Source organism: Streptomyces sp. NPDC097595 (genome assembly GCF_044761525.1).
GTDB lineage: Bacteria > Actinomycetota > Actinomycetes > Streptomycetales > Streptomycetaceae > Streptomyces > Streptomyces drozdowiczii_A.
In genome coordinates, this window is record NZ_JBIWCN010000006.1 from 250,382 (window position 1) to 271,603 (window position 21,222).

Here is a 21,222-nt window from a genome sequence, read left to right on the forward strand (position 1 = left end):
TGTGGTCGAACGGGTGCGCATACGTGGCGGGCGGCGGCGGGCGGCGGGTGCCGTCCTCGCCGCGCTGCTCTGCGCTGCGGGCTGCTCCGCCCCGGCCGACCGGGCGCCCGACAGCACCTCCCGGGGCGTCCGCGCCACCCTGGACCGCCGCGCCGCCGCCGTGCTGCACCACGACCCGGCCGCCTACGCCGCCGCCGTCGACCCGGACGCCACCGCACTGCGCACCGCCCAGCGCCGGGAGCTCGCCCGGCTGGCGGACGTGCCGCTCGGCTCCTGGGCGTACCGGCTGACCCACCTCACCCCGCACGGGGCGGACCGGGTCACCGCCGACGTCACGCTCGGCTACCGGATCGCGGGCTACGACAGCGCCCCGGTCTCCGTCGACCGGGTCGTGGACCTGGCCCGGGACCCGGCGGACGGCCGCTGGTACGTCACCGCGGATCGGGCCGCCGACGGCAGCGCCAGGCAGCTGTGGGAGCAGGGCGACGTCGAGGTGGTGCACGGGAAGCACAGCCTGGTCCTGGGCGTCGGCCGCACCCGGGACGAGCTGGACGCCATCGCGGCGACGGCGGACGAGGCGGTGCCCGCGGTCTCCGCCGCCTGGCCGGAGCGGTGGGCGGGGCGCGTGGTGGTGCTGGTGCCGGACAGCGTGACGGAGATGGGCCGGCTGCTCGGGTCGCCCGCCGCGAACTACAAGGGCATAGCGGCCGTCACCACCGGCGAGACCGGCACCGGGAAGGCCCCCGCCGACCGGGTGATCGTCAACCCGGAGGCGTACGCCCTGCTCGGCGGGTTCGGGCAGCGCGTCGTCCTCACCCATGAAACCGCCCATGTGGCCACCCGCAAACGGACCTCGTCGGCCACCCCGACCTGGCTCTCCGAGGGCTTCGCGGACTGGGCGGCCTACCGGGACCAGGACCGCACCGCCGAGGAGATCGCCCCCGAGCTGGCCGATGCGGTCCGGGCCGGTGACCTGCCGGCCGGGCTGCCCGAGGACGAGGACTTCGCCTTCGCCGGGGACGCGGACGGGCTGGCGAAGGCGTACGAGGGCTCCTGGCTGGCCTGCGAGCTCATCGCGGACCGCTGGGGCGAGGAGAAGCTGTTCGCCTTCTACCGGGCCGTGGGCGCCCACCACGGGCGCGACGGGGCCGTCGAGGACGCCCTGCACGAGGTGCTGGGCACCACCCCGCAGGACTTCACGGCGCGCTGGCGGGTGTATCTGCGCGACCGGCTCGGCTGAGCGCGGGCTCCGCCGCCGCCTCCCGGACCTCCTCGCGGACCGGGGCCCGTACCGTGTCCCGCCACAGCCGCGCGGCCGCCAGGACACACGCGGCGACCAGCAGTCCGTTGCGCAGGAACATCAGGGTCAGGCCCTGCGCGTCGCTCGTCACCACATGGACGAAGCCGATCGGGAACTCCAGCTGCGTCACCCCCGTGGCCGCCACCACCAGCACGGCCGGCCACATCATCCGGCTCTCCCGCAGCACCAGGCACACCGCCGCGAGACCGACCAGCCACAGCATGTACTGCGGGCTGATCACCCGGCTCGTCGTGGTGAACAGCAGCACCGCGGTGAACGCCGCGTCCGCCGGCGTACTCACCCCGAAGGTCCGCGCCCGCAGCCGCCACACCAGCAGCCAGCCGAACGCGGCCACGCTCAGCCCCAGCGCCAGGGTGCTCACCAGCGGCACGTGCGGGCCCAGGAACTCCAGCGAGCCGTAGTGCAGCTCCACCCGGCCCTCCCAGCCGAACTGCCGCCACACATGGAAGACCAGCGCCCCCAGCGACTCGACCTCGGTGCCCCGGTCCCGCTGGAAGCCGAGGAACGCCAGCGCGCCCGGCGCCGCCGCCACGCACACCAGCAGCAGCCCGGCCGCCACCGCCGCCGCCGTCCCCCAGGCCAGCCGGGTCGCACGCCCCCGGGCCGTCCCGGCCAGCAGCAGCGCCGGCCACACCTTCAGCAGCGCCCCGAACGCGGCCAGCGCGCCCAGCACCCGGGGGTGCCGCAGCCCGGCCAGCAGCGCCGCCACCGCCACCGCCGTCACCATCACGTCGTACCGGGCGTACGCGGTCGTGCCGAGCAGCGGGACGCCCGCCACCCACACCCACACCCCGGCCGCCCGCCGCCCGGGACCGTCGCTCGCGCGCAGCAGCATCCCCAGGACCAGCGCGTCGCACAGGAACGCCAGCACGAAGAAGGCCGTGGCGTAGTCCAGGAACGGCAGCAGGGCGGGGGAGAGGATCGCCAGGGCCGCCACCGGCGGGTACTGCCAGGTGACGTCGGACTCCGGGTAGCTGCCGGAGCGCAGCACCTCGGACCAGCCGTGGTAGATCACCGACACGTCGCTCGTCACATCGAGCCCGGGCGGCGTGACCACCTTCGTCACCCAGAGCAGCAGCACCGCCCTGGTGAGCGCCCACACCACGAAGGCCGCCGGACGCGTGCCGCTGGAACCCGTCATGACCTGCCCTCACCCGTCCTGTACGCCGTACGAAACAGCCATGATGCCCGTACGCCCTGTGCGCGGGCCATCAGGCACGGCCGCCGGGGGCCGGTACTGTCGGCGGCGATGGACAAGACCTTGATCGTGACCAACGACTTCCCGCCCCGCCCGGGGGGCATCCAGGCGTTCCTGCACAACATGGCGCTGCGGCTCGACCCCGACCGGGTCGTGGTCTACGCCTCCACCTGGAAGCGCGGGGCCGAGGGCGCGGCCGCCACCGCCGCCTTCGACGCCGAGCAGCCCTTCACCGTCGTCCGCGACCGTACGACGATGCTGCTGCCGACCCCGCGCGTGACCCGGCGCGCCACGGAGCTGCTGCGCGCGCACGGCTGCTCGTCCGTCTGGTTCGGCGCCGCCGCCCCGCTCGGCCTGATGGGCCCGGCGCTGCGCGAGGCGGGCGCCCGGCGGCTCGTCGCCACGACGCACGGCCACGAGGCGGCCTGGGCGCAGCTGCCCGCGTCCCGGCAGCTGCTGCGCCGGATCGGCGAGGGCACCGACACGCTGACCTACCTCGGCGAGTACACCCGCTCCCGGATCGCCGCCGCGCTCAGCCCGGCCGCCGCCGGCCGCATGGTGCAGCTGCCCCCCGGCGTGGACGAGAAGACGTTCCGCCCGGACTCCGGCGGCGACGAGGTCCGGGCCCGGCTCGGGCTCACCGAACGGCCCGTCGTGGTCTGCGTGTCCCGGCTGGTGCCCCGCAAGGGCCAGGACACCCTGATCCTCGCGATGCCCGCGATCCTGGCCGCCCAGCCGGACGCGGTCCTGCTGATCGTGGGCGGCGGGCCCTACGAGGACGACCTGCGGGGGCTCGCCGCGCGCACCGGTGTGGCGGACTCCGTGCGGTTCACCGGGCCGGTGCCCTGGTCCGAGCTGCCCGCGCACTACGGGGCCGGGGACGTCTTCGCGATGCCCTGCCGGACCCGGCGCGGCGGCCTCGACGTGGAGGGCCTGGGCATCGTGTACCTGGAGGCGTCCGCGACCGGGCTGCCGGTGGTGGCCGGCGACTCGGGGGGCGCCCCGGACGCGGTGCTGGACGGCGAGACCGGCTGGGTGGTGCGCGGCGGCGAGCCCGGCGAGGCGGCGGAGCGGATCACCGCGCTGCTGGGCGACGCGGAGCTGCGGCGGCGCATGGGGGAGCGGGGCCGGGCCTGGGTCGAGGAGAAGTGGCGCTGGGACCTGCTCGCGGAGCGGCTGCGCGAACTGCTCTGATACGACGACGAGGGGGCCCGCACCGATGTGGTGCGGGCCCCCTCGTCCACGTACGACTCACGAGCGGTAGATCGACTCCACCTCGTCCGCGAAGTCCTTCGCCACGACGTTCCGCTTCAGCTTCAGCGAGGGCGTGATGTGGCCCGCCTCCTCGGTGAACTGGGCTCCCAGGATGCGGAACTTGCGGACGGACTCGGCCTTGGAGACCGCCGCGTTGCCGTCGTCCACCGCGCGCTGCACCTCGGCGATCAGCTCCGGGTCGTCGCGCAGCGACAGCGCGGTCGAGCCGGCCGGCTTGCCGTGCTCCTCGGCCCAGCGGCCCAGGAACTCCTCGTCCAGCGTCACCAGCGCGCCCACGAAGGGCCGCCCGTCACCGACCACCATGCACTCCGCCACCAGGGCGTGGCCCCGGATGCGGTCCTCGATGACGGCGGGCGCGACGTTCTTGCCGCCGGCCGTGACGATGATCTCCTTCTTGCGGCCGGTGATCGCGAGGTAGCCGTCCTCGTCCAGCGTGCCGATGTCCCCGGTGTGGAACCAGCCGTCCGCCAGCGCCTCGGCCGTCGCCGCCTCGTTGTTCCAGTAGCCGGAGAACAGGTGCTCGCCGTGGAGCAGCACCTCGCCGTCGTCAGCGATGCGCACCACGGAACCGGGGAGCGGCTGGCCGACCGTGCCGATCTTCTGCCGGTCCCAGGGGTTGAAGGCGGTGGCCGCGCAGGACTCGGTCAGGCCGTAGCCCTCCAGGACGGTGAAGCCGATGCCCCGGTAGAAGTGGCCGAGCCGCTCGCCGAGCGGGGCGCCGCCGGAGATCGCGTGCTCGCCGCGCCCGCCGAGCACCGCGCGCAGCTTGCCGTAGACCAGGCGGTCGAAGACCTTGTGCCGGAACTTCAGGCCCATCGAGGGGCCCTGCGGGGTGCCCAGCGCGCGGCTGTAGGCGATGGCCGTGTCGGCGGCCTTGTCGAAGATCTTGCCCTTGCCGTCGGCCTGCGCCTTGGCGCGCGCGGCGTTGTAGACCTTCTCGAAGACGCGCGGCACGCCGAGGATCAGCGTCGGCCGGAACGCGGCCAGCTCGTCGGTGAGGTTCTTGATGTCCGGGACGCAGCCGAGCTTGATCGGCGCCATCACCGAGGCGACCTCCACCAGCCGTCCGAAGACGTGGGCGGCGGGCAGGAAGAGCAGGACCGAGCACTCGCCGGTACGGAAGAGGGGCTTGAGGCGCTCCACCACGTTCCCGCACTCCGCGAAGAAGCTGCGGTGCGTCAGCACGCAGCCCTTGGGGCGGCCCGTGGTGCCCGAGGTGTAGACGATGGTGGCCGGGTCGTCCGCGCGGGCCGCAGCGCTGCGCAGATCCACGGTCTCCTCGGAGACCCCCTCGCCCTCGGCCCGGAGCGTGTCGACGGCGCCCTTCTCGATCTGCCAGACGTGGCGCAGCCCGGGGAGCCGATCGCGCACGGAGGCGACGGCTGCGGCGTGGACATCGCTCTCGACCAGGACCGCGACGGCCCCCGAGTCACCGAGGATCCACTGCACCTGCTCGGGCGAGCTGGTCTCGTACACCGGCACGGTGACCGCGCCCGCGCTCCAGATCGCGAAGTCCAGCAGCACCCACTCGTACCGGGTGCGTGACATCAGGGCGACCCGGTCGCCGGGCTCGACGCCCGCCGCGATCAGGCCCTTGGCGGCCGACCGGACCTCGGCCAGGAACTGGGTGGCGGTGACGTCCGTCCAGACGCCCGCCACTTTGCGGCTCATCACCGCGACATCGGGATGCTGAGCGGCATTGCGGCGGATGAGATCCGTCAGGTTGCCGTCCGAGGGGACCTCGTACAGGGCCGGAAGGCTGAACTCGCGCAAGACTGCTGCTCCTCATCGGGCTCCGGTGCCACGGCTCTGTGTGACGCACCGGCGCGGTCCAAGATGGCGGGTGCTCAGTGGGGTGAGCACGACTGGACTGCCCGGACGTTACCCACCAGTACTCGGTTCCGGATAGGGGGTTCCGGCCAGATGTCTTATGCGTCACACATATCGGGACGTCCTTTCGCGCACAGTAGTCCACCCATCAGCACACCAGGAAGTAACCGCAGGTCCGGGGCCTCTGCGCAGGCTCTAGGCTGGTTTCATGCGAGCAGGAGCGAACACCCGCGTCCATGTGGTCAGCGACGTGCACGGCAACACCGAGGCGCTGGCCCGCGCCGGGGACGGCGCCGACGCCCTGATCTGCCTCGGTGACCTGGTCCTCTTCCTCGACTACGCCGACCACTCGCGCGGCATCTTCCCCGACCTCTTCGGCGTCGAGAACGCCGACCGGATCGTCGCCCTGCGCACCGCCCGCCGCTTCGACGAGGCCCGCGACTTCGGCCGGGGGCTGTGGCAGGGCATGGACCGGAACGCCGCGATCACCGAAGCGGTCCGCCGGCAGTACGCCGAGATGTTCGCCGCGCTGCCCACTCCGACGTACGCCACCTACGGCAACGTCGACATCCCCGCCCTCTGGCCCGAGTACGCCGCCCCCGGCACCACGGTCCTGGACGGCGAGCGGGTCGAGATCGGCGGCCGCGTCTTCGGCTTCGTCGGCGGCGGCCTGCGGACGCCGATGCGCACCCCGTACGAGATCGACGACGAGGAGTACGCCGCCAAGATCGAGGCGATCGGCGAGGTCGACGTGCTCTGCACCCACATCCCGCCGGAGGTGCCCGAGCTGGTCTACGACACCGTGGCGCGCCGCTTCGAGCGCGGCAGCCGGGCCCTGCTCGACGCCATCCGCCGCACCCGCCCCCGCTACTCCCTCTTCGGCCACGTCCACCAGCCGCTGGCCCGCCGGATGCGGATCGGCGCCACCGAGTGCGTGAACGTCGGCCACTTCGCCTCCACCGGCCGGCCCTGGGCACTGGAGTGGTGAACCGCCCCACCCTGGGACGGGCCGCCGGGCGCACGCGATAGCCTTCTGGCGGCAGGCTCCTGCCGACGGACCGGTACACCGCACTGGAGGGCCACAGCGATGGCTGAACACACCAGCTCGAGCATCACGATCGAGGCGGCGCCGGCCGACGTCATGGGTGTGATCGCCGACTTCGAGCGCTATCCGGAGTGGACCGGCGAGGTCAAGGAGGCCGAGGTCCTCGGCACCGACGAGCACGGCCGCGCCGAGAAGGTGCGCCTCGTCCTGGACGCCGGCGCGATCAAGGACGACCACACCCTCGCCTACACCTGGATCGGCGCCTACGAGGTCAGCTGGACCCTGGTCAAGTCCCAGATGCTGCGCGCCATCGACGGCTCCTACGCGCTCGCCCCCCTCGGCGACGGCGACCGCACCGAGGTCACCTACCGGCTGACCGTCGACGTCAAGATCCCCATGCTCGGCATGATCAAGCGCAAGGCGGAGAAGGTCATCATCGACCGCGCCCTCGCCGGCCTGAAGAAGCGCGTCGAGTCCGTCCCGAAGGGCTGAGCGCGTGCGTACGGTCCTGGTCACCGGACCCGGCGGAGCAGGCCGTACGACCGTCGCGGCGGCCACCGCGCTCGCCGCGGCCCGCGACGGCGCCCGCACCCTGCTGATCTCCGCCGACCCGATACCCGGCTTCCCCGACGCCACAGCGCCCACCCCGGTCACCGCCGGGCTGCGGTCCGTCCGGATCGACTCCGCCGCCCACTTCCGCGGCGAACTCCTCGCCCTCCAGGATCAGTTGTCGTCCGTCCTCGAACTGCTCGGCGGCAACCCGCTGGACGGCGAGGAGCTGACCGAACTCCCCGGCAGCGGCGAACTCGCCCTGCTCCACGCCCTGCGCCGCGCCGCCCACGGCGACTGGTCCGCCGGGGCGTACGACCTCCTCGTCGTGGACCTCCCGCCCCTGCGCGACGCGCTGCGCCTGCTCGCCCTGCCCGAACAGCTGCGCCGCTATCTGCGCCGGCTGCTGCCCCAGGAGCGCCAGGCCGCCCGCGCCCTGCGCCCGATGCTCGCCCAGCTGGCCGGGGTGCCCATGCCCGCCCAGTGGCTGTACGAGGCCGCCGCCCGGCGCGACGCCGAACTGGCCCAGGTCCAGGCACTGATCGAGGACCGGTCCACCACCCTCCGGCTCGTCGCCGAGCCCGGCCCGGCCGCCGACGAGGCCCTGCGCACCGCCCGCACCGGCCTCGCCCTGCACGGGCTGCGCGCCGAGGCGCCGGTCGCCAACCGGCTGCTGCCCGGGCACTCCCCGGACCCGTTCTTCGCCGCGCTCGCCGCCCAGCAGGAGAAGTCCCTCGGCCACTGGGCGGACGAGGGGGCGGCGGCCCCGGTCCGGATCGCCCACCTCGGCCGCGACCCGCAGGGCCCCGACGACCTCCTGGCCCTGGCCGGCGGGGACGGCGCGGGCGGTGCCGGTGGTGGGGGCGGTGCCGGTGGTGGGGGCAACGCGCTCGCCGTGTCCGGCACCGGCGAGGAGGGCGGCCGGGCCCCGGACCCCTGGTGGACCGAGGAGGCCGGCGGGCCGGACGGCGACGGGATACTCGTCTGGTGCCTGCGGCTCCCCGGCGCCGTCAAGAAGGACCTCCAGCTCGTCCGGCGCGGCGGCGAACTCCTCCTGACCGTCCGCCCGTTCCACCGCATCGTCCCCCTGGAGCCCGCCCTGCGCCGCTGCACCGTCTCCGGCGCGGCCCTCACCGACGGCGTGCTCCGGGTCCGCTTCACGCCCGATCCCGCGCTCTGGCCCCGGACGGGCTGAACGGCGTACCACCGTTCGGGTACCGTCGAAGGTACGTGTCCGGTATGCCGGGCCGCCGGCCACGATGCCCCCCAGGAGTCCGCCATGAGCGAAGCCACCGATCGCCCCGCCGACGAGGACGCCTGGGCCGACGCGTGCGCCGAGGACCTCGCCGCCGAGCAGGCCCGCCGCCGCGCCGCCTACGGCCCGCCGCCCGGCTCCGCCGCCGAGGAACTGCGCAAGTTGATGGACGCGGTGTCCGACAAGCTCGGCTCGTTCCAGGCGCCGCTCCTCGGACTGGCCGCGCAGGGGGCCGTGCAGCAGGTCATCCAGCAGGCCAAGGCGGCCGTGGAGCCCGTCATCGAGCGCAATCCGGACGTTTTCGATCACATCGCGGCGGCCGGTAACGAACTGCTCGCCGCCTACCGCTCTGCGGTCCAGGGCCAGGAAGGCCGCTGGACCCGGGGGGCGGGGGACCCCGCGGGCACCGAAAAGAAGGCGGAAGGCCCCGAAGGCCCCCGGGACGAGGGGTCCGGCGCCGGGGAGCACATCGACCTCGACTGACCGGCGCCGGACAGCACGGGCCCCGGCCTCGGGTACGGTTGCCTCAGCGGGGCTCGACCGGAACTGAGGGATTCATGGGACTCACCATCGGCGTCGATATCGGCGGCACGAAGATCGCAGCTGGAGTGGTCGACGAAGAGGGCCACATCCTCTCGACCTTCAAGGTGCCGACCCCGCCGACGGCCGAAGCCATCGTGGACGCGATCGCGGCGGCGGTCTCCGGCGCGAGCGCGGGGCACCAGGTCGATGCCGTCGGCATCGGCGCGGCCGGATACGTGGACGACAAGCGGGCCACCGTGCTGTTCGCGCCCAACATCAACTGGCGCCACGAACCGCTCAAGGACAAGGTCGAGCAGCGCGTCGGCCTCCCCGTCGTCGTGGAGAACGACGCCAACGCCGCCGCCTGGGGCGAATACCGCTTCGGCGCCGGCCAGGGCCACGACGACGTCATCTGCATCACGCTGGGCACCGGCCTCGGCGGCGGCATCATCATCGGCAACAAGCTGCGCCGCGGCCGCTTCGGCGTGGCCGCCGAGTTCGGCCACATCCGGGTCGTCCCGGACGGTCTGCTCTGCGGCTGCGGCAGCCAGGGCTGCTGGGAGCAGTACGCCTCCGGCCGCGCCCTCGTGCGGTACGCGAAGCAGCGCGCCAACGCCACCCCGGAGAACGCCCCGATCCTGCTGGCGCTCGGCGACGGCACGGTGGACGGCATCGAGGGCAAGCACATCAGCGAGGCCGCCCGCCAGGGCTGCCCGGTGGCCGTCGACTCGTTCCGCGAGCTGGCCCGCTGGGCCGGCGCCGGACTCGCCGACCTGGCCTCGCTGTTCGACCCGTCGGCCTTCATCGTCGGCGGCGGCGTCTCGGACGAGGGCGAGCTCGTCCTCGACCCGATCCGCAAGTCGTTCCGGCGCTGGCTGATCGGTGGCGAGTGGCGCCCGCACGCCCAGGTGCTCGCCGCCCAACTCGGCGGCAAGGCAGGGCTCGTGGGGGCCGCGGACCTGGCCCGCCAGGGCTGATCCACCCGCGCATTCAAACGCCGGACGCCCGTCGCGCCCCCTGGGGGAGCGGCGGGCGTCCGCCGTATCGTGAGGGCATGGCCACGATGTCGCTGCCCGATTCGTGCACCGAGCCGGACGGCTCGGCCGTCATCCGCGTGCTCAGCTACAACATCCGCTCGATGCGCGACGACTGCGGCGCCCTCGCCCGGGTCATCCGCGCCTGCGCCCCCGACCTGGTCCTCGTCCAGGAGGCGCCGCGCTTCTTCCGCTGGCGCAAGTACGCCGCCCGGCTCGCCGCCGCCACCGACCTGGTGATCCTCGGCGGGGGCGCCACCGCCGCCGGGCCGCTGCTGCTGTGCTCGCTGCGCGCCACGGTCGAGCGCACCGAGGACATCCTGCTGCCGCGCACCCCGGGTCTGCACCGCCGCGGCTTCGCCACCGCCGTGGTCCGGTTCGCGGGCGCCCGGGTCGGGGTGGTCAGCTGCCACCTCAGCCTCCAGCGCCAGGAGCGGCTGGCCCAGGCCGGGCGGCTGACGGAGACCGTGGACGCGCTGGGCGTGGAACACGCCGTCTTCGCCGGTGACCTCAACGACGTACCGAGCGGGCGGGCCTTCCGGCGGCTGGCCGGGCGCTACCAGGACTGCTGGGAGACCAAGCCGCAGGGCGGCGAGTACACCTTCCCGGCGCACGAGCCGCGCCGCCGGATCGACGCCGTCTTCGCCACCGGCGGCATCGAGGTCCTCGGCTGCGGGGTCCCGGACGGGCTGCCCGGGGTGCGCGAGGCCGACCTGCGGGCGGCGACCGACCACCGCCCGGTGCTGGCCGCGCTGCGGGTGCCTGCCTGCCGGGACTAGACCACCGCGCCCCGGCCCGGGTCGTCGTCGCCGTCCTCGTCGGAGTCCATCCGGGCCACCAGCGTCACGAAACCGCCCAGGAAGCCGCCGACGCAGACCGTCGTCAGCCACCAGGTCATCTCCCAGGACAGCAGCACCGCGAGCAGCATCAGCACCGGCCCGCCGACCACCGCGAGCCAGGCGAACTTCGCCGTCACGTCGGCCTCCGGCAGCGGCGGCGGCTCCGGCGGCACGAAGTGCCCCTCGTCGTCGTCCCCGCCGCCCTTGACGGGTGCGTCCGGGTCGGCCGGCTCGAAGTCGCGCGGGCCCACGCCCGGCGCGAAGACCACCGAACCACCGAGCGGCTTGTCCTCCTCCGGCTTCGGCTTGGGCGGCCGCTTGCCGAGCCCCTTGTCCGCGGCCGGGGCGGTCAGCGGACCGTCGTCCGGCAGCGCCAGATCCTCGATCGACCGGAAGGGCCGCGCGCCGGGCGGGTCCGGCGGCTCCTCCCCGTAACCCTCCACGATGGCGCGCCAGACGGCTTCCTCGTCCAGCGCTCCGTCCCCGGCACCGGCCACCGGGGCGCCGGTGTCGTCGGCGACGGCCGCCCCCTCCACGGGGACCGGCTCGCGCTCCTCCTCGCTGCCCGCGCGCTCCGCGTCGTGCTCAGCCACTGGACATACCCCCCTCCTGATTCATCCCGCTCGGAGCGAGGCGGCCGATGAACGCGAGACTCTCGTCGAAGATCCGCTTCGCATCATGGTCCAACGTCGCCACGTGATAGCTCTGTTCCAGCAGGACCTCCCGGACATCCGTCGAGGAGACGCGGCTCAGGACGCGGGCCGAGTCGGCGGGCGGCACGACATGGTCCTGCGGGCTGTGCAGCAGCAGGAGCGGCTGGGTGACCTGCGGCAGTTCGCCGTCGACCAGCCGGAAGAACCGGCGCACCGAATGCGCCGCGTGCAGCGGCACCCGGTCGTAGCCCACCTCCGTGCCACCCTCCAGGGCGATGTCGCTGACCAGGCCCTTCGTCGTCGGCACCAGATGGCGGACCACCGGCAGCGCGTGCGCCGCGAGGCCGTGCACCTTGTTGGCGGGATTGACGAGCACCAGACCGCTCACCGCGTCCCCGTGCTTCGCGGCCAGCCGCAGCGCCAGCGCACCGCCCATCGAGAGCCCGAAGACGAACACCCGCGCGCAGCGCTCCAGCAGCCCGCGGAGCTCCCGGTCCACCTCCGCGTACCAGTCCTGCCAGCCGGTCACCTGCATGTCCTGCCAGCGCGTGCCGTGCCCGGGGAGCAGCGGCAGCGACACCGTGAGACCGCGCTCGGCCAGATATTCGGCCCAGGGGCGCAGCGACTGCGGGGAACCGGTGAATCCGTGACAGAGGAGGACGCCGACCTCTCCGCCCTCGTGGCGGAACGGCTCGGCTCCGGGAAGGACCGGCACCGGGGTCTCCTGTTCATGAGGCTCGCGGGGGAGCGAGCGGGGAGTCGAAGGGGGGTTCGGAAAGATGTACGGGATGCGCGAGGATTACTTCACCGTACGCGACCGGGCCGACACCGACCAGGGCCGTCGCGGCCCGGGCCGCGGACACCCGCCCGTGCCAGGCGGGAGGAAGCGGGACACGGCGGGTTAAGGTCTGTCGGACAGCACACAGGAGGCATCCGAGTTGATCTACGGCGCTATGAAGTTCTCCATCGGCGGGTCGCTGAAGCTCGCCTTCAGGCCGTGGGTGGAGGGCCTGGAGAACATCCCCGCGCGCGGGCCCGCGATCCTCGCCAGCAATCATCTGTCGTTCTCCGACTCCTTCTTCCTGCCGGCCGTCCTGGACCGGAAGGTGACCTTCATCGCGAAGGCCGAGTACTTCACGGCCCCCGGCGTGAAGGGCAAGCTCACCGCCGCGTTCTTCAAGGGCGTCGGCCAGCTCCCCGTCGACCGCTCCGGCGCGCGCGGCGCCGGTGAGGCGGCGATCCGGGCGGGCATCCAGGTCGTCGAGAGCGGCGGCCTCTTCGGCATCTACCCCGAGGGCACCCGGTCGCCCGACGGCCGGCTCTACCGGGGCAAGCCCGGCGGTCTCGCCCGCGTCGCGCTGGCCACCGGGGCGCCGGTCATCCCCGTCGCCATGATCGACACGGAGAAGATCCAGCCGCCCGGCCAGGTGATGCCCAAGCTGATGCGGCCCGGCATCCGGATCGGCAAGCCGCTCGACTTCAGCCGCTACCACGGCATGGACGGCGACCGCTTCATTCTGCGCTCGGTCACCGACGAGGTGATGTACGAGATCATGAAGCTCTCGGGCCAGGAGTACGTCGACATCTACGCGACCGCCGCCAAGCGGCAGATCGCCGACGAGGCCAAGCGCCGGTCCGAGGCCGCGAAGAAGACGGACGGCGACAGCGCCTGAGGCGGGGCGCGGCGGTCCGCCGGGGGACGGGGGAGAACAGCATGGTCAAACGCGTACGCGTGGTCCGGATGTCCGTGGAGCAGCCGCTGTGGCGCGCCCTGACGGCGTACCGCGTGCTGACGATGCTCTACGCGATCCTGCTCGCCGCCTTCGCCCGGCACGACTACGAGCGGCCCTGGATAGCGATCACCTTCCTGTCGCTGATGGCGGTCTGGACGCTCGCCACCCTGCCGAAGACGGTCGGCGCCGCCGCCTGCACCAGGCGCTTCCTGGGCGCGGACCTGGCCCTCGCCCTCATCGGGATCGTGGTCACCCCGCTCGCCGACTTCCAGGCGCAGCACGTCGACGGCCCGACCCTGCCGTCCATCTGGACCGCCGGTTCCGTGCTGGCCTTCGCGATCAAGGGCGGCTGGCGCTGGGCGGGCTTCGCCTCCAGCCTGGTCGCCGTCGCCAACCTCATCGAGCGCGGCGAGCCCAGCCGCGACACCCTGCACAACGTGATGCTGGTCTGGGTCGCCTCCATCGCCATCGGTTACGTGGTGGAGGTCGCCCGGGCCAGTGAGCGCACCCTCGCCCGCGCCCTGGAGATCGAGGCCGCCACCCGCGAACGGGAACGCCTCGCCCGGGACATCCACGACGGCGTGCTCCAGGTCCTCGCGATGGTCCAGCGGCGCGGCGCCGCGCTCGGCGGCGAGGCGGCGGAGCTCGGCCGGATGGCCGGGGAGCAGGAGGTCGCTCTGCGCACCCTGGTCTCCAGCGGCCTCGTGCCGCCCACCCGGCTCTCCGAGGACGCCTCCGAGGGCGCCGTCGTCCGGACCGTCGAGACGGACGACGACGAACCGGGCGACGGCGGCGAGACCGACCTGCGGACGCTCCTCGCCCCGCACGCCGGGTCCCGGACCAGCTTCGCGGAGCCCGGTGCCCCGGTGCTGCTGCCGTCCGCCGCGGCGGCGGAGCTGGCGGCCGCGGTCGGCGCCGCCCTGGACAATGTCCGGGTGCACGCGGGCGAGGGCGCCCAGGCGTGGATCCTGCTGGAGGACTGGCCGGACGAGGTCATCGTCACGGTCCGGGACGACGGGCCGGGCATCCCCGAGGGGCGGCTCGCGCAGGCCGAGGGGGAGGGGCGGCTCGGGGTCGCCCTGTCGATCCGGGGCCGGCTGCGCGATCTGGGCGGTACGGCAGAACTGATCTCGGTGCCCGGCCAGGGCACCGAGGTCGAATTGAAGGTTCCTAAGGTTTCACGGGGGAAGGCGGGATCGGTCCGATGAGCGCGACACACGAAGAGGGCACCGGGCAGCCGGCGATCAGAGTGATGGTGGTGGACGACCACCCGATGTGGCGCGACGCCGTGGCCCGCGACCTCGCCGAGGCCGGCTTCGACGTGGTGGCCACCGCGGGCGACGGTCCCCAGGCCGTCCGCCGGGCCGGCGCCGTCACCCCGGACGTCCTGGTCCTCGACCTCAATCTGCCCGGCATGCCAGGGGTCCAGGTCTGCAAGGAGCTCGTCGGCAGCCAGCCCGGGCTGCGGGTCCTCGTGCTCTCCGCCAGCGGCGAGCACGCCGACGTCCTGGAGGCGGTCAAGTCCGGCGCCACCGGCTACCTGATGAAGTCGGCGAGCACCCAGGAGCTGACCGAGGCCGTCCGCCGCACCGCCGCAGGCGACGCGGTCTTCACCCCGGGCCTGGCCGGTCTGGTCCTCGGCGAGTACCGCCGACTGGCCTCGGAGCCCGCACCGGCCGCGTCCGACGAGCCGAAGGCCCCGGAGCTGACCGACCGGGAGACCGAGGTGCTGCGGCTCGTGGCCAAGGGGCTCTCGTACAAGCAGATCGCGGAACGGCTCGTCATCTCGCACCGGACCGTGCAGAACCACGTCCAGAACACCCTGGGCAAGCTCCAGCTGCACAATCGCGTCGAGCTGGTGCGGTACGCCATAGAGCGCGGGCTCGACGACGCGTAAAGCCTGAGCGGCGCGGCGGAGCGCCCCGCCGTATATTCGCGATGACCGGCCGCCCAGCACGCAGACAGGGGAGACGTCGTGGAGATCCTGGCCTTCGGAGTGCAGTCCGACGAGAAGCCGCTGATCGAGAAGGCGTTCGCCGGGAAGCACGAAGTCCGCTGCCTGGACGTCTTCCTGAACCGGGACACCGCCCCCATCGCCGCGGGCTACGAGGCCATCTCCACCAGCGTCAACGCCGACCTGGGCGGCGCGGTCCTCCAGACCCTCGCGGCCGGCGGCACCCAGATGATCGCCCAGCGCTCCACCGGGTTCAACAACATCGACCTGGACGTCGCCGAGCGCCTGGCCCTCCGCGTCGCCCGGGTCTCGTACTACTCGCCGTACTCGGTCGCGGAGTTCGCCTGGACCCTGGCCATGGCGGTCAACCGCCGGGTCATCCGGGCCGCGAGCCGCACCCGCGACTTCGACTTCCGGCTCGACGGGCTCCTCGGCCGCGACATGCACGGCCGCACGGTGGGCGTCGTCGGCACCGGCAAGATCGGCGAGGCGTTCACCCGGATCGCTCACGGCTTCGGCATGAAGCTGCTGGGCTGGGACGTCGCCGAGAACCCGGCCTGCGTCGAGCTGGGCATGGCTTACGTCGACAAGGAGCGGCTGCTCGCGGAGGCCGACCTGGTCAGCCTGCACGTGCCGCTGCTCCCGGCGACCCAGCACCTCATCGACAAGGACGCCCTCGCCCTGATGAAGGACGACGCGATCCTGGTCAACTCCAGCCGGGGCGGGCTCATCGACACCTCCGCCCTGGTCGGCGAGTTGCGCGCGGGCCGCTTCCTCGGCGTCGGGCTCGATGTGTACGAGGCGGAGGCCGGGCTGTTCTTCCTGGACAAGTCCCTGGAGGGCGTGGACGACGACACCCTGGCCCGGCTCGTGACCTTCCCGAATGTCATCGTCACCTCGCACCAGGCGTACTACACGGAGGACGCGGTCGGCCAGATCATCGACGCCACCGTCGAGAACGTCGGCGACTACCTGGCCGGCCGCCACAGCGACAACGTCCTGGTCCCGGCCCGCCCCGGGACCTGAGACCCCGGGGCCCGGGGAAAGCGCCTCAGCCGCGCACCGGCAGCCCCGCCAGCAGCTCGGACACGATCGCCGCACCGCGCAGCGTCAGCACCGACTCCGGGTGGAACTGCACCGAGGCGAACCTGGCCCCGCGCAGCGCGTGCAACTCCCCGGACACCTCGTCCCGGCTCGCCTCGATGCCGTGCGCCGTGAGCTCCGCCGCCCCGGAGTCGTCGCAGCGCGCGGTGTAGCTGTTGTAGAAGCCGACCGTCTCGGGCCGCCCGAACAGGTCGATACGGGTCTGCGCCCCCTGGTACGGCACCGCCTTGCGGACGATCTCCAGGCCCAGTTCGGCCGCGATCAGCTCATGGCCCAGGCACACCCCGAGCAGCCCGTGCCGGTGGTCCCGGACCAGCTCGGCGGCCATCGCGCGAAGGAGCCGCATCTTCGGGTCGGCCGCGTCCGCCGGATTCCCCGGGCCGGGCCCGAGCACCACGGGCCCCTCGTGCGCCCGCACCGCCTCGCGCAGCCCCGGCTCGTCGTAGCGGCGCACGGTGACGTCGAGCCCCGAGGCGCGCAGCAGGTGCCCGAGCATCGCGGTGAACGTGTCCTCGCCGTCCACCACCAGGGCGTGGCCGGTGCGGTCGGCGGCGCGCTCCTGCATCCGCAGCCAGAACGGGGCGAGCCCGTCCCGCCGGGCGTCCAGGGCCTCCCGCACCCGGGGGTCGGCGGCCAGCCGGGGCCGCTCCCGCTCCGCCTCGGGGCGGGCCGGGCGGACGCCGAGGGCGGCGAGGACCCCGGCCGCCTTGGCGTGGGTCTCGGCGACCTCGCTCTCCGGGTCGGAGTGGCGGACCAGGGTGGCCCCGACCGGCACCCGCAGCGTGCCGTCCGCGTCGATGTCGGCGGTCCGGATGAGGATCGGCGAGTCCAGGGTCTGGGTGCCATCGGGCTCCCGGCGCAGCAGGGCCAGCGCGCCCGCGTAGTAGCCGCGCCCGCCGTCCTCGTACCGCTCGATGACCCGGCAGGCGTTCTGCACGGGGGAGCCGGTGACGGTCGCCGCGAACATGGTCTCCTTCAGCACCTCCCGCACATCCAGCGAGGAGCGTCCGCGCAACTCGTACTCGGTGTGCGCGAGATGGGCCATCTCCTTGAGGCGCGGACCGATCACCACGCCGCCCATGTCGCCGACCGTGCACATCATCTTCAGCTCCTCGTCGACCACCATGGAGAGCTCCTCGGTCTCCTTGCGGTCACCGAGGAAGGCGAGCAGGCTCTCGGGGGTGGGCCCCTCGGCGGGGTAGCGGTAGGTGCCGCTGATGGGGTTCATCACGACGGTCCCGCCGGACATGCGTACATGCACCTCGGGGCTGGCACCCACCAGCACGCGATCCCCGGTGTGCACGACGAACGTCCAGTACGCGCCCCGCTCGCCCGCCAGTAGCCGCCGGAACAGGGCCAGCGCGTCCGCCCGGCCGAAGCCGTCGATCCGGCCCCGGAACGTCCGCCGGATCACGAAGTTCGCGCCCTCGCCCCGGCCGATCTCGTCCTCGATCACCCGCCGCACGGTGGAGGCGTACTCCTCGTCGCTGACGTCGAACTCCCCGTCTTCCACGCGGACTTCGTGGCGGGGGAGCGCGTCCAGCGCCTCGTCCAGGGACAGCGTGTACGTCTCGTCCGCGACCAGGACCGACAGCGGTGTGCCGTCGTCGCGTACGTCGAAGCCGCGTTCCGCGATCTGCCGGAACGGCACCAGCGCCAGCGACGGGCGGTCGCCCACGGGGATGTCGGCGAGGCGGTCCGCCTCGTGCACCCGGCCGATCAGCACCTCGACGGTGTCGTGGTCGTGGCCGGGGGTGCGGCGGCGCAGCAGGGCGAAGGGCGGGCAGTCGTCGCGCAGGAGTCGGTCGAAGCTCATGGGTCGGTTCCTTCCAGGGAATCAGCTGGGAGGAACGGCCCGTGGACACGGAAAAGGCCGCCCCTCGGGCGGCCTCTGCGTCAGTGTGTACGCGCGATCAGTGGGCCGCCGGATGAGCGGTCCACCACCAGTTACGGGTCGAGTGCGCGAACATGCCCCGTACCCTAACCCACGCCTGACGACGGCGGGGCCCTTTCCCACCCGGCCGGATGGGAAAGGGCCCCGCGCGCGCAGGACCTGCCGTCGCCTAGAACAGCATGTCGTAGATCTGCCAGCCGTCCCCGACCTGCGACTTCGTCGCGAACGGGGCCGTCACGTTTCCGGTGGAGCGGTAGAACCAGAAATCCCCGGCCGAGTCCACGCCGACCAGGTCGCCCCGGCCGTCACGGTCCAGGTCGCTCGGGCCGAGCAGCAGCTTGTACTTGCCCCAGCCCGTACCGATCTTGACCCGCTTGTCGTACGGGGCGGAGGCCGAGCCGGTGCCCGTGTAGATCCACAGCGTCCCGGACTTGTCCCGGGCCACGAAGTCCGCCTTGCCGTCGCCGTTGAGGTCGCCGGTGGAGACGATCTGGTCGTAGATCTGCCAGCCGTACCCGATCTTCGCCTTGGGGGCGAAGGGCTTCTCCGGGGTGCCGGTCCCCTTGTAGAAGTAGATGTCCCCGGCGGCGTTGCGGGCGATCATGTCGGCCTTGCCGTCGGCGTCGAGGTCGCGCATGCCGTTGAGGGTGGAGTACTGGTTCCAGCCGCTGCCGACCTTGAGCCGGGCCATGTACGGCTTGTCCGGGTTCCCGCTGCCCCGGTAGTACCAGAGGACGCCGTCCTTGTCGCGGGCCACGAAGTCGCCCGTACCGTCCGCGCGCAGCGCGGTCATGGCGGTCATCGCGGTGTAGCTGCCCCAGCCGTAGCCCGCCTGGTAGCGGCGGTAGTACGGGGAGGAGGCGCTGCCGGTGCCCTGGTACTGCCAGATCCGGCCTGCGCTGTCGCGGCCGATCATGTTGTAGCGGTCGGTGGCGGAGGCGGGGGCGGTGCTTGCCGCCTCCTGGACGTCACTGGCCTTCACCCAGGCGATGCGGTGGTTGTAGCGGATCGGGGTGTAGACCGTGGTGCCCACGACCCGGATCTGCGAGGAGCCGAAGTAGTCGTCGCCCTGGACGTCCGCCCCGGCGCGTACGTACGCCTGGCCGGCGGGCAGCTTGTACTTCGAGAGGTAGTCCGGGTTGTCCGTCGGAGCCTCGGCGCCCGTGCCCTCGTACGCCGAAGCCTCGGGGAAGGAACGGCCGTACAGCCGGGCCGTGGCCCCGCTCTTCAGCTTGATCACGGCCGGGGCCGGACCGTCGACGCGCGAGGTGAACTGGCCGCCGGGGTTGTAGAACCACGCCTTCTGCCCGCCGTACCAGATGGCGGTCCAGTCGCCCTTCGCCTCGGCGACGACGTACTTGCCGCCGGCGACGACCTTGTTGCCCCAGTTCGGGCCGTCGGTGGCCTTCACATTCGGCATGTACGGGTCGACGATCTTCGACGCGGAGGTGGACGCCGAGGTGTACAGGTAGCCGAAGTTCGCCGGCTGCTTGGCGACCGTGCTGCCGCCGTACGTCAGTTCCGGCTGGTTGGCCGTGGTGAACGGCGGAACGACCCGGACCACCTGGCCGGCCTTGACCGGACCGCCCGCACCCTCGGCACCGGTCGGGGCGCCCATCAGCGCCATGTAGTGGTTCCAGTCCCAGAACGGACCCGCGTCCCAGTGCATGTCGGCGACGTCGCCGTCCAGCAGACCGGGCACCTCGTCATGGCCGATGATGTGCTCACGGTCCAGCGGGATGCCGTACTTGCCGGCCAGGAACTTCACCAGGGCGGCGGAGGACTCGTACTGCGGCTCCGTGTACCACTTGCCCGCCTTGATCGCGTAGCCCTCGTGCTCCACGCCGATCGAGTGCATGTTGAGCGACCAGTTGCCCGCGTGCCACGCCAGGTTCTTGTTCTCGACCATCTGGGTGACCAGACCGTCCGAGGCGCGGATCACGTAGTGGGCGCTGGCACCCTGCGACGGGTCCCGGAACGTGTCCAGCGCGGCCTGGTAGCCGCCCTCGGTGTCGTGGATGACGATCTGGCGGATGTCGTACCCGCCGGCCGGCCGGTTGGCCAGGCTGTAATTGCGGGTGCCGCTCTTCGGGTCCTCGGCCGGGACGAAGTTGCAGTTCAGGCCGGAGGGGCACTCGGGCGTCGGCGTCGCGGCCGTGCTCGCGGGCGTCGCGGCGAGCGAGAGCTTCGACGGCTTGACCGGGGCGACGGACGGGTCGGCGGGGAGAGTGACCTGCTGGCCGTCCGCAGTGACCTCGCGCTCACCGGTCCTGACCGACTCGAAGACCCGCTTGGCGAAGAGGTCGGCACCCTTCGTGTCCGGGGCCTGGCTGTACCTGGCCACGGCCGCGTACCAGCGGCCCGGCTCCTTCGGCAGCGACCCGGTCGCGTCCCGCTGGTACTCGGCCAGCAGCGCGGCGCCCGCGCGGATGGACTGCTCCGTGCTGTCCTTCACCGTCTCCGTGCCGGTGTCGATCAGCTTCGCGGCCTCGTCCAGCGTGTGCAGCCGGGGGTCGCTGGTGTCGACGGTCTCCTTCGGGAGCGAGCGCTTCGCCTTCTCGGCGTCGAACTTCTTCTCGATCTCGGGGCTGCCGCTCAGGTTGACGTGCGCGAGGCCGTCCTCGTCACCGGGCCGGGCGACATCCTGCGGGGTCACCCGCGTGAGCCCCATGACGTTGTACGCGCCGCTCGTGCTCGGCTCCCCGTCATGGCTCTCCCACCGCGTCTGCCGGTACGAGACCGCCATCAGCACGCTCTGCGGTACGTCGAACTCACGGGCCGCGTCCTCGAACTGGGCCTGGAGCACGGCGGACGGCGAGGCGGCCTTGGTGTTCCCCGGGTCCGGGTCCTGCGAGGCCATGGCCAGGGTGCCGATCGTCGCGGTCGCGACCACGGCGGCGCCGGCCCCGATCAGCAGCCGTCTCTTCTTGAGGTCCCTACGGTGATTCCGCTTCAAGTCCCCACCCTCGATGTTTACTTGTCCAACGTTGTGCAACGCTGAAAGTCGCGAGGCTAG

At 72.9% G+C, this 21,222-nt stretch carries 19 protein-coding genes; 12 read left to right on the plus strand and 7 right to left on the minus strand.

The window, feature by feature from the left end; all coding sequences use genetic code 11:
* Position 1: 1 nt before the first annotated feature.
* The gene (locus tag ACIQZN_RS12575; RefSeq protein ID WP_403991428.1) at positions 2 to 1,240 is read left to right on the plus strand and encodes a hypothetical protein; all 1,239 of its coding nucleotides are present in this window, start codon (positions 2 to 4) and stop codon (positions 1,238 to 1,240) included.
* On the opposite strand, the gene ACIQZN_RS12580 is transcribed toward ACIQZN_RS12575, so the two are convergent.
* Positions 1,197 to 2,462 carry a glycosyltransferase 87 family protein gene (locus tag ACIQZN_RS12580; RefSeq protein ID WP_403991431.1) on the minus strand — a complete coding sequence of 422 codons (1,266 nt, stop codon included), beginning with the start codon at positions 2,460 to 2,462 and terminating at the stop codon, positions 1,197 to 1,199. The genes ACIQZN_RS12575 and ACIQZN_RS12580 overlap by 44 nt on opposite strands.
* Positions 2,463 to 2,570: 108 nt before the next feature.
* On the opposite strand from ACIQZN_RS12580, the gene ACIQZN_RS12585 reads away from it, so the two are divergent.
* Positions 2,571 to 3,713: a glycosyltransferase family 4 protein gene (locus ACIQZN_RS12585; RefSeq protein WP_403991434.1), complete on the plus strand. Its 1,143-nt coding sequence runs from the start codon at positions 2,571 to 2,573 to the stop codon at positions 3,711 to 3,713.
* 57 nt (positions 3,714 to 3,770) lie between these two features.
* On the opposite strand, the gene ACIQZN_RS12590 is transcribed toward ACIQZN_RS12585, so the two are convergent.
* Entirely contained in the window at positions 3,771 to 5,567 is a 1,797-nt protein-coding gene (locus tag ACIQZN_RS12590) for an AMP-dependent synthetase/ligase (RefSeq protein ID WP_376456055.1), read from the minus strand.
* Positions 5,568 to 5,832: 265 nt separating this feature from the next.
* On the opposite strand from ACIQZN_RS12590, the gene ACIQZN_RS12595 reads away from it, so the two are divergent.
* The 6 genes from ACIQZN_RS12595 to ACIQZN_RS12620 all read left to right on the plus strand — a co-directional run bounded on the left by ACIQZN_RS12595 (position 5,833) and on the right by ACIQZN_RS12620 (position 10,808).
* Positions 5,833 to 6,612, plus strand: a complete 780-nt coding sequence (locus ACIQZN_RS12595; protein WP_403991437.1) for a metallophosphoesterase — start codon at positions 5,833 to 5,835, stop codon at positions 6,610 to 6,612.
* A 99-nt stretch (positions 6,613 to 6,711) separates the two neighbouring features.
* Positions 6,712 to 7,161 carry an SRPBCC family protein gene (locus tag ACIQZN_RS12600; protein ID WP_161210164.1) on the plus strand — a complete coding sequence of 150 codons (450 nt, stop codon included), beginning with the start codon at positions 6,712 to 6,714 and terminating at the stop codon, positions 7,159 to 7,161.
* A 4-nt stretch (positions 7,162 to 7,165) separates the two neighbouring features.
* The gene (locus tag ACIQZN_RS12605; RefSeq protein ID WP_403991441.1) at positions 7,166 to 8,413 is read left to right on the plus strand and encodes an ArsA family ATPase; all 1,248 of its coding nucleotides are present in this window, start codon (positions 7,166 to 7,168) and stop codon (positions 8,411 to 8,413) included.
* Positions 8,414 to 8,497: 84 nt separating this feature from the next.
* Positions 8,498 to 8,956 (plus strand): DUF5304 domain-containing protein, encoded by a 459-nt coding sequence (locus tag ACIQZN_RS12610; RefSeq protein ID WP_403991443.1) that lies wholly within the window; start codon positions 8,498 to 8,500, stop codon positions 8,954 to 8,956.
* Between the two features lie 74 nt (positions 8,957 to 9,030).
* The gene (locus ACIQZN_RS12615) at positions 9,031 to 9,972 is read left to right on the plus strand and encodes an ROK family glucokinase (RefSeq protein WP_403991446.1); all 942 of its coding nucleotides are present in this window, start codon (positions 9,031 to 9,033) and stop codon (positions 9,970 to 9,972) included.
* Positions 9,973 to 10,049: 77 nt separating this feature from the next.
* Entirely contained in the window at positions 10,050 to 10,808 is a 759-nt protein-coding gene (locus tag ACIQZN_RS12620) for an endonuclease/exonuclease/phosphatase family protein (protein ID WP_403991449.1), read from the plus strand.
* Here ACIQZN_RS12620 and ACIQZN_RS12625 read toward each other — a convergent pair.
* Both ACIQZN_RS12625 and ACIQZN_RS12630 read right to left on the minus strand, forming a co-directional pair.
* Positions 10,805 to 11,461 (minus strand): hypothetical protein, encoded by a 657-nt coding sequence (locus ACIQZN_RS12625; protein ID WP_403991452.1) that lies wholly within the window; start codon positions 11,459 to 11,461, stop codon positions 10,805 to 10,807. The two genes, ACIQZN_RS12620 and ACIQZN_RS12625, sit on opposite strands and share 4 nt — an antisense overlap.
* Complete coding sequence (locus tag ACIQZN_RS12630; protein ID WP_403991454.1) at positions 11,454 to 12,236, minus strand: alpha/beta hydrolase; 783 nt, start codon at positions 12,234 to 12,236, stop codon at positions 11,454 to 11,456. Before ACIQZN_RS12630 ends, ACIQZN_RS12625 begins: the two co-directional genes overlap by 8 nt.
* 238 nt (positions 12,237 to 12,474) lie before the next feature.
* On the opposite strand from ACIQZN_RS12630, the gene ACIQZN_RS12635 reads away from it, so the two are divergent.
* The 4 genes from ACIQZN_RS12635 to ACIQZN_RS12650 all read left to right on the plus strand — a co-directional run bounded on the left by ACIQZN_RS12635 (position 12,475) and on the right by ACIQZN_RS12650 (position 16,234).
* Positions 12,475 to 13,194 carry a lysophospholipid acyltransferase family protein gene (locus tag ACIQZN_RS12635; protein ID WP_403991639.1) on the plus strand — a complete coding sequence of 240 codons (720 nt, stop codon included), beginning with the start codon at positions 12,475 to 12,477 and terminating at the stop codon, positions 13,192 to 13,194.
* A gap of 41 nt (positions 13,195 to 13,235) precedes the next feature.
* Positions 13,236 to 14,462: a MacS family sensor histidine kinase gene (macS, locus tag ACIQZN_RS12640; protein ID WP_403991457.1), complete on the plus strand. Its 1,227-nt coding sequence runs from the start codon at positions 13,236 to 13,238 to the stop codon at positions 14,460 to 14,462.
* Positions 14,459 to 15,151, plus strand: a complete 693-nt coding sequence (locus tag ACIQZN_RS12645) for a response regulator transcription factor (protein ID WP_018104416.1) — start codon at positions 14,459 to 14,461, stop codon at positions 15,149 to 15,151. The genes macS and ACIQZN_RS12645 overlap by 4 nt, the downstream gene beginning before the upstream one ends.
* A gap of 78 nt (positions 15,152 to 15,229) precedes the next feature.
* Positions 15,230 to 16,234, plus strand: coding sequence for a 2-hydroxyacid dehydrogenase (locus ACIQZN_RS12650; protein ID WP_403991460.1), 1,005 nt, complete (start codon positions 15,230 to 15,232; stop codon positions 16,232 to 16,234).
* A 25-nt stretch (positions 16,235 to 16,259) separates the two neighbouring features.
* Here ACIQZN_RS12650 and ACIQZN_RS12655 read toward each other — a convergent pair whose 3' ends face one another.
* From ACIQZN_RS12655 to ACIQZN_RS12665, 3 genes are all read right to left on the minus strand, one after another.
* Entirely contained in the window at positions 16,260 to 18,128 is a 1,869-nt protein-coding gene (locus ACIQZN_RS12655) for an anthranilate synthase family protein (RefSeq protein ID WP_403991463.1), read from the minus strand.
* Positions 18,129 to 18,225: 97 nt separating this feature from the next.
* Complete coding sequence (locus tag ACIQZN_RS12660; protein ID WP_073735655.1) at positions 18,226 to 18,282, minus strand: trp operon leader peptide; 57 nt, start codon at positions 18,280 to 18,282, stop codon at positions 18,226 to 18,228.
* A 93-nt stretch (positions 18,283 to 18,375) separates the two neighbouring features.
* A complete protein-coding gene (locus ACIQZN_RS12665) occupies positions 18,376 to 21,162 on the minus strand; it encodes an N-acetylmuramoyl-L-alanine amidase (RefSeq protein WP_403991466.1) in 2,787 nt (928 codons plus the stop codon).
* Positions 21,163 to 21,222: the final 60 nt, after the last annotated feature.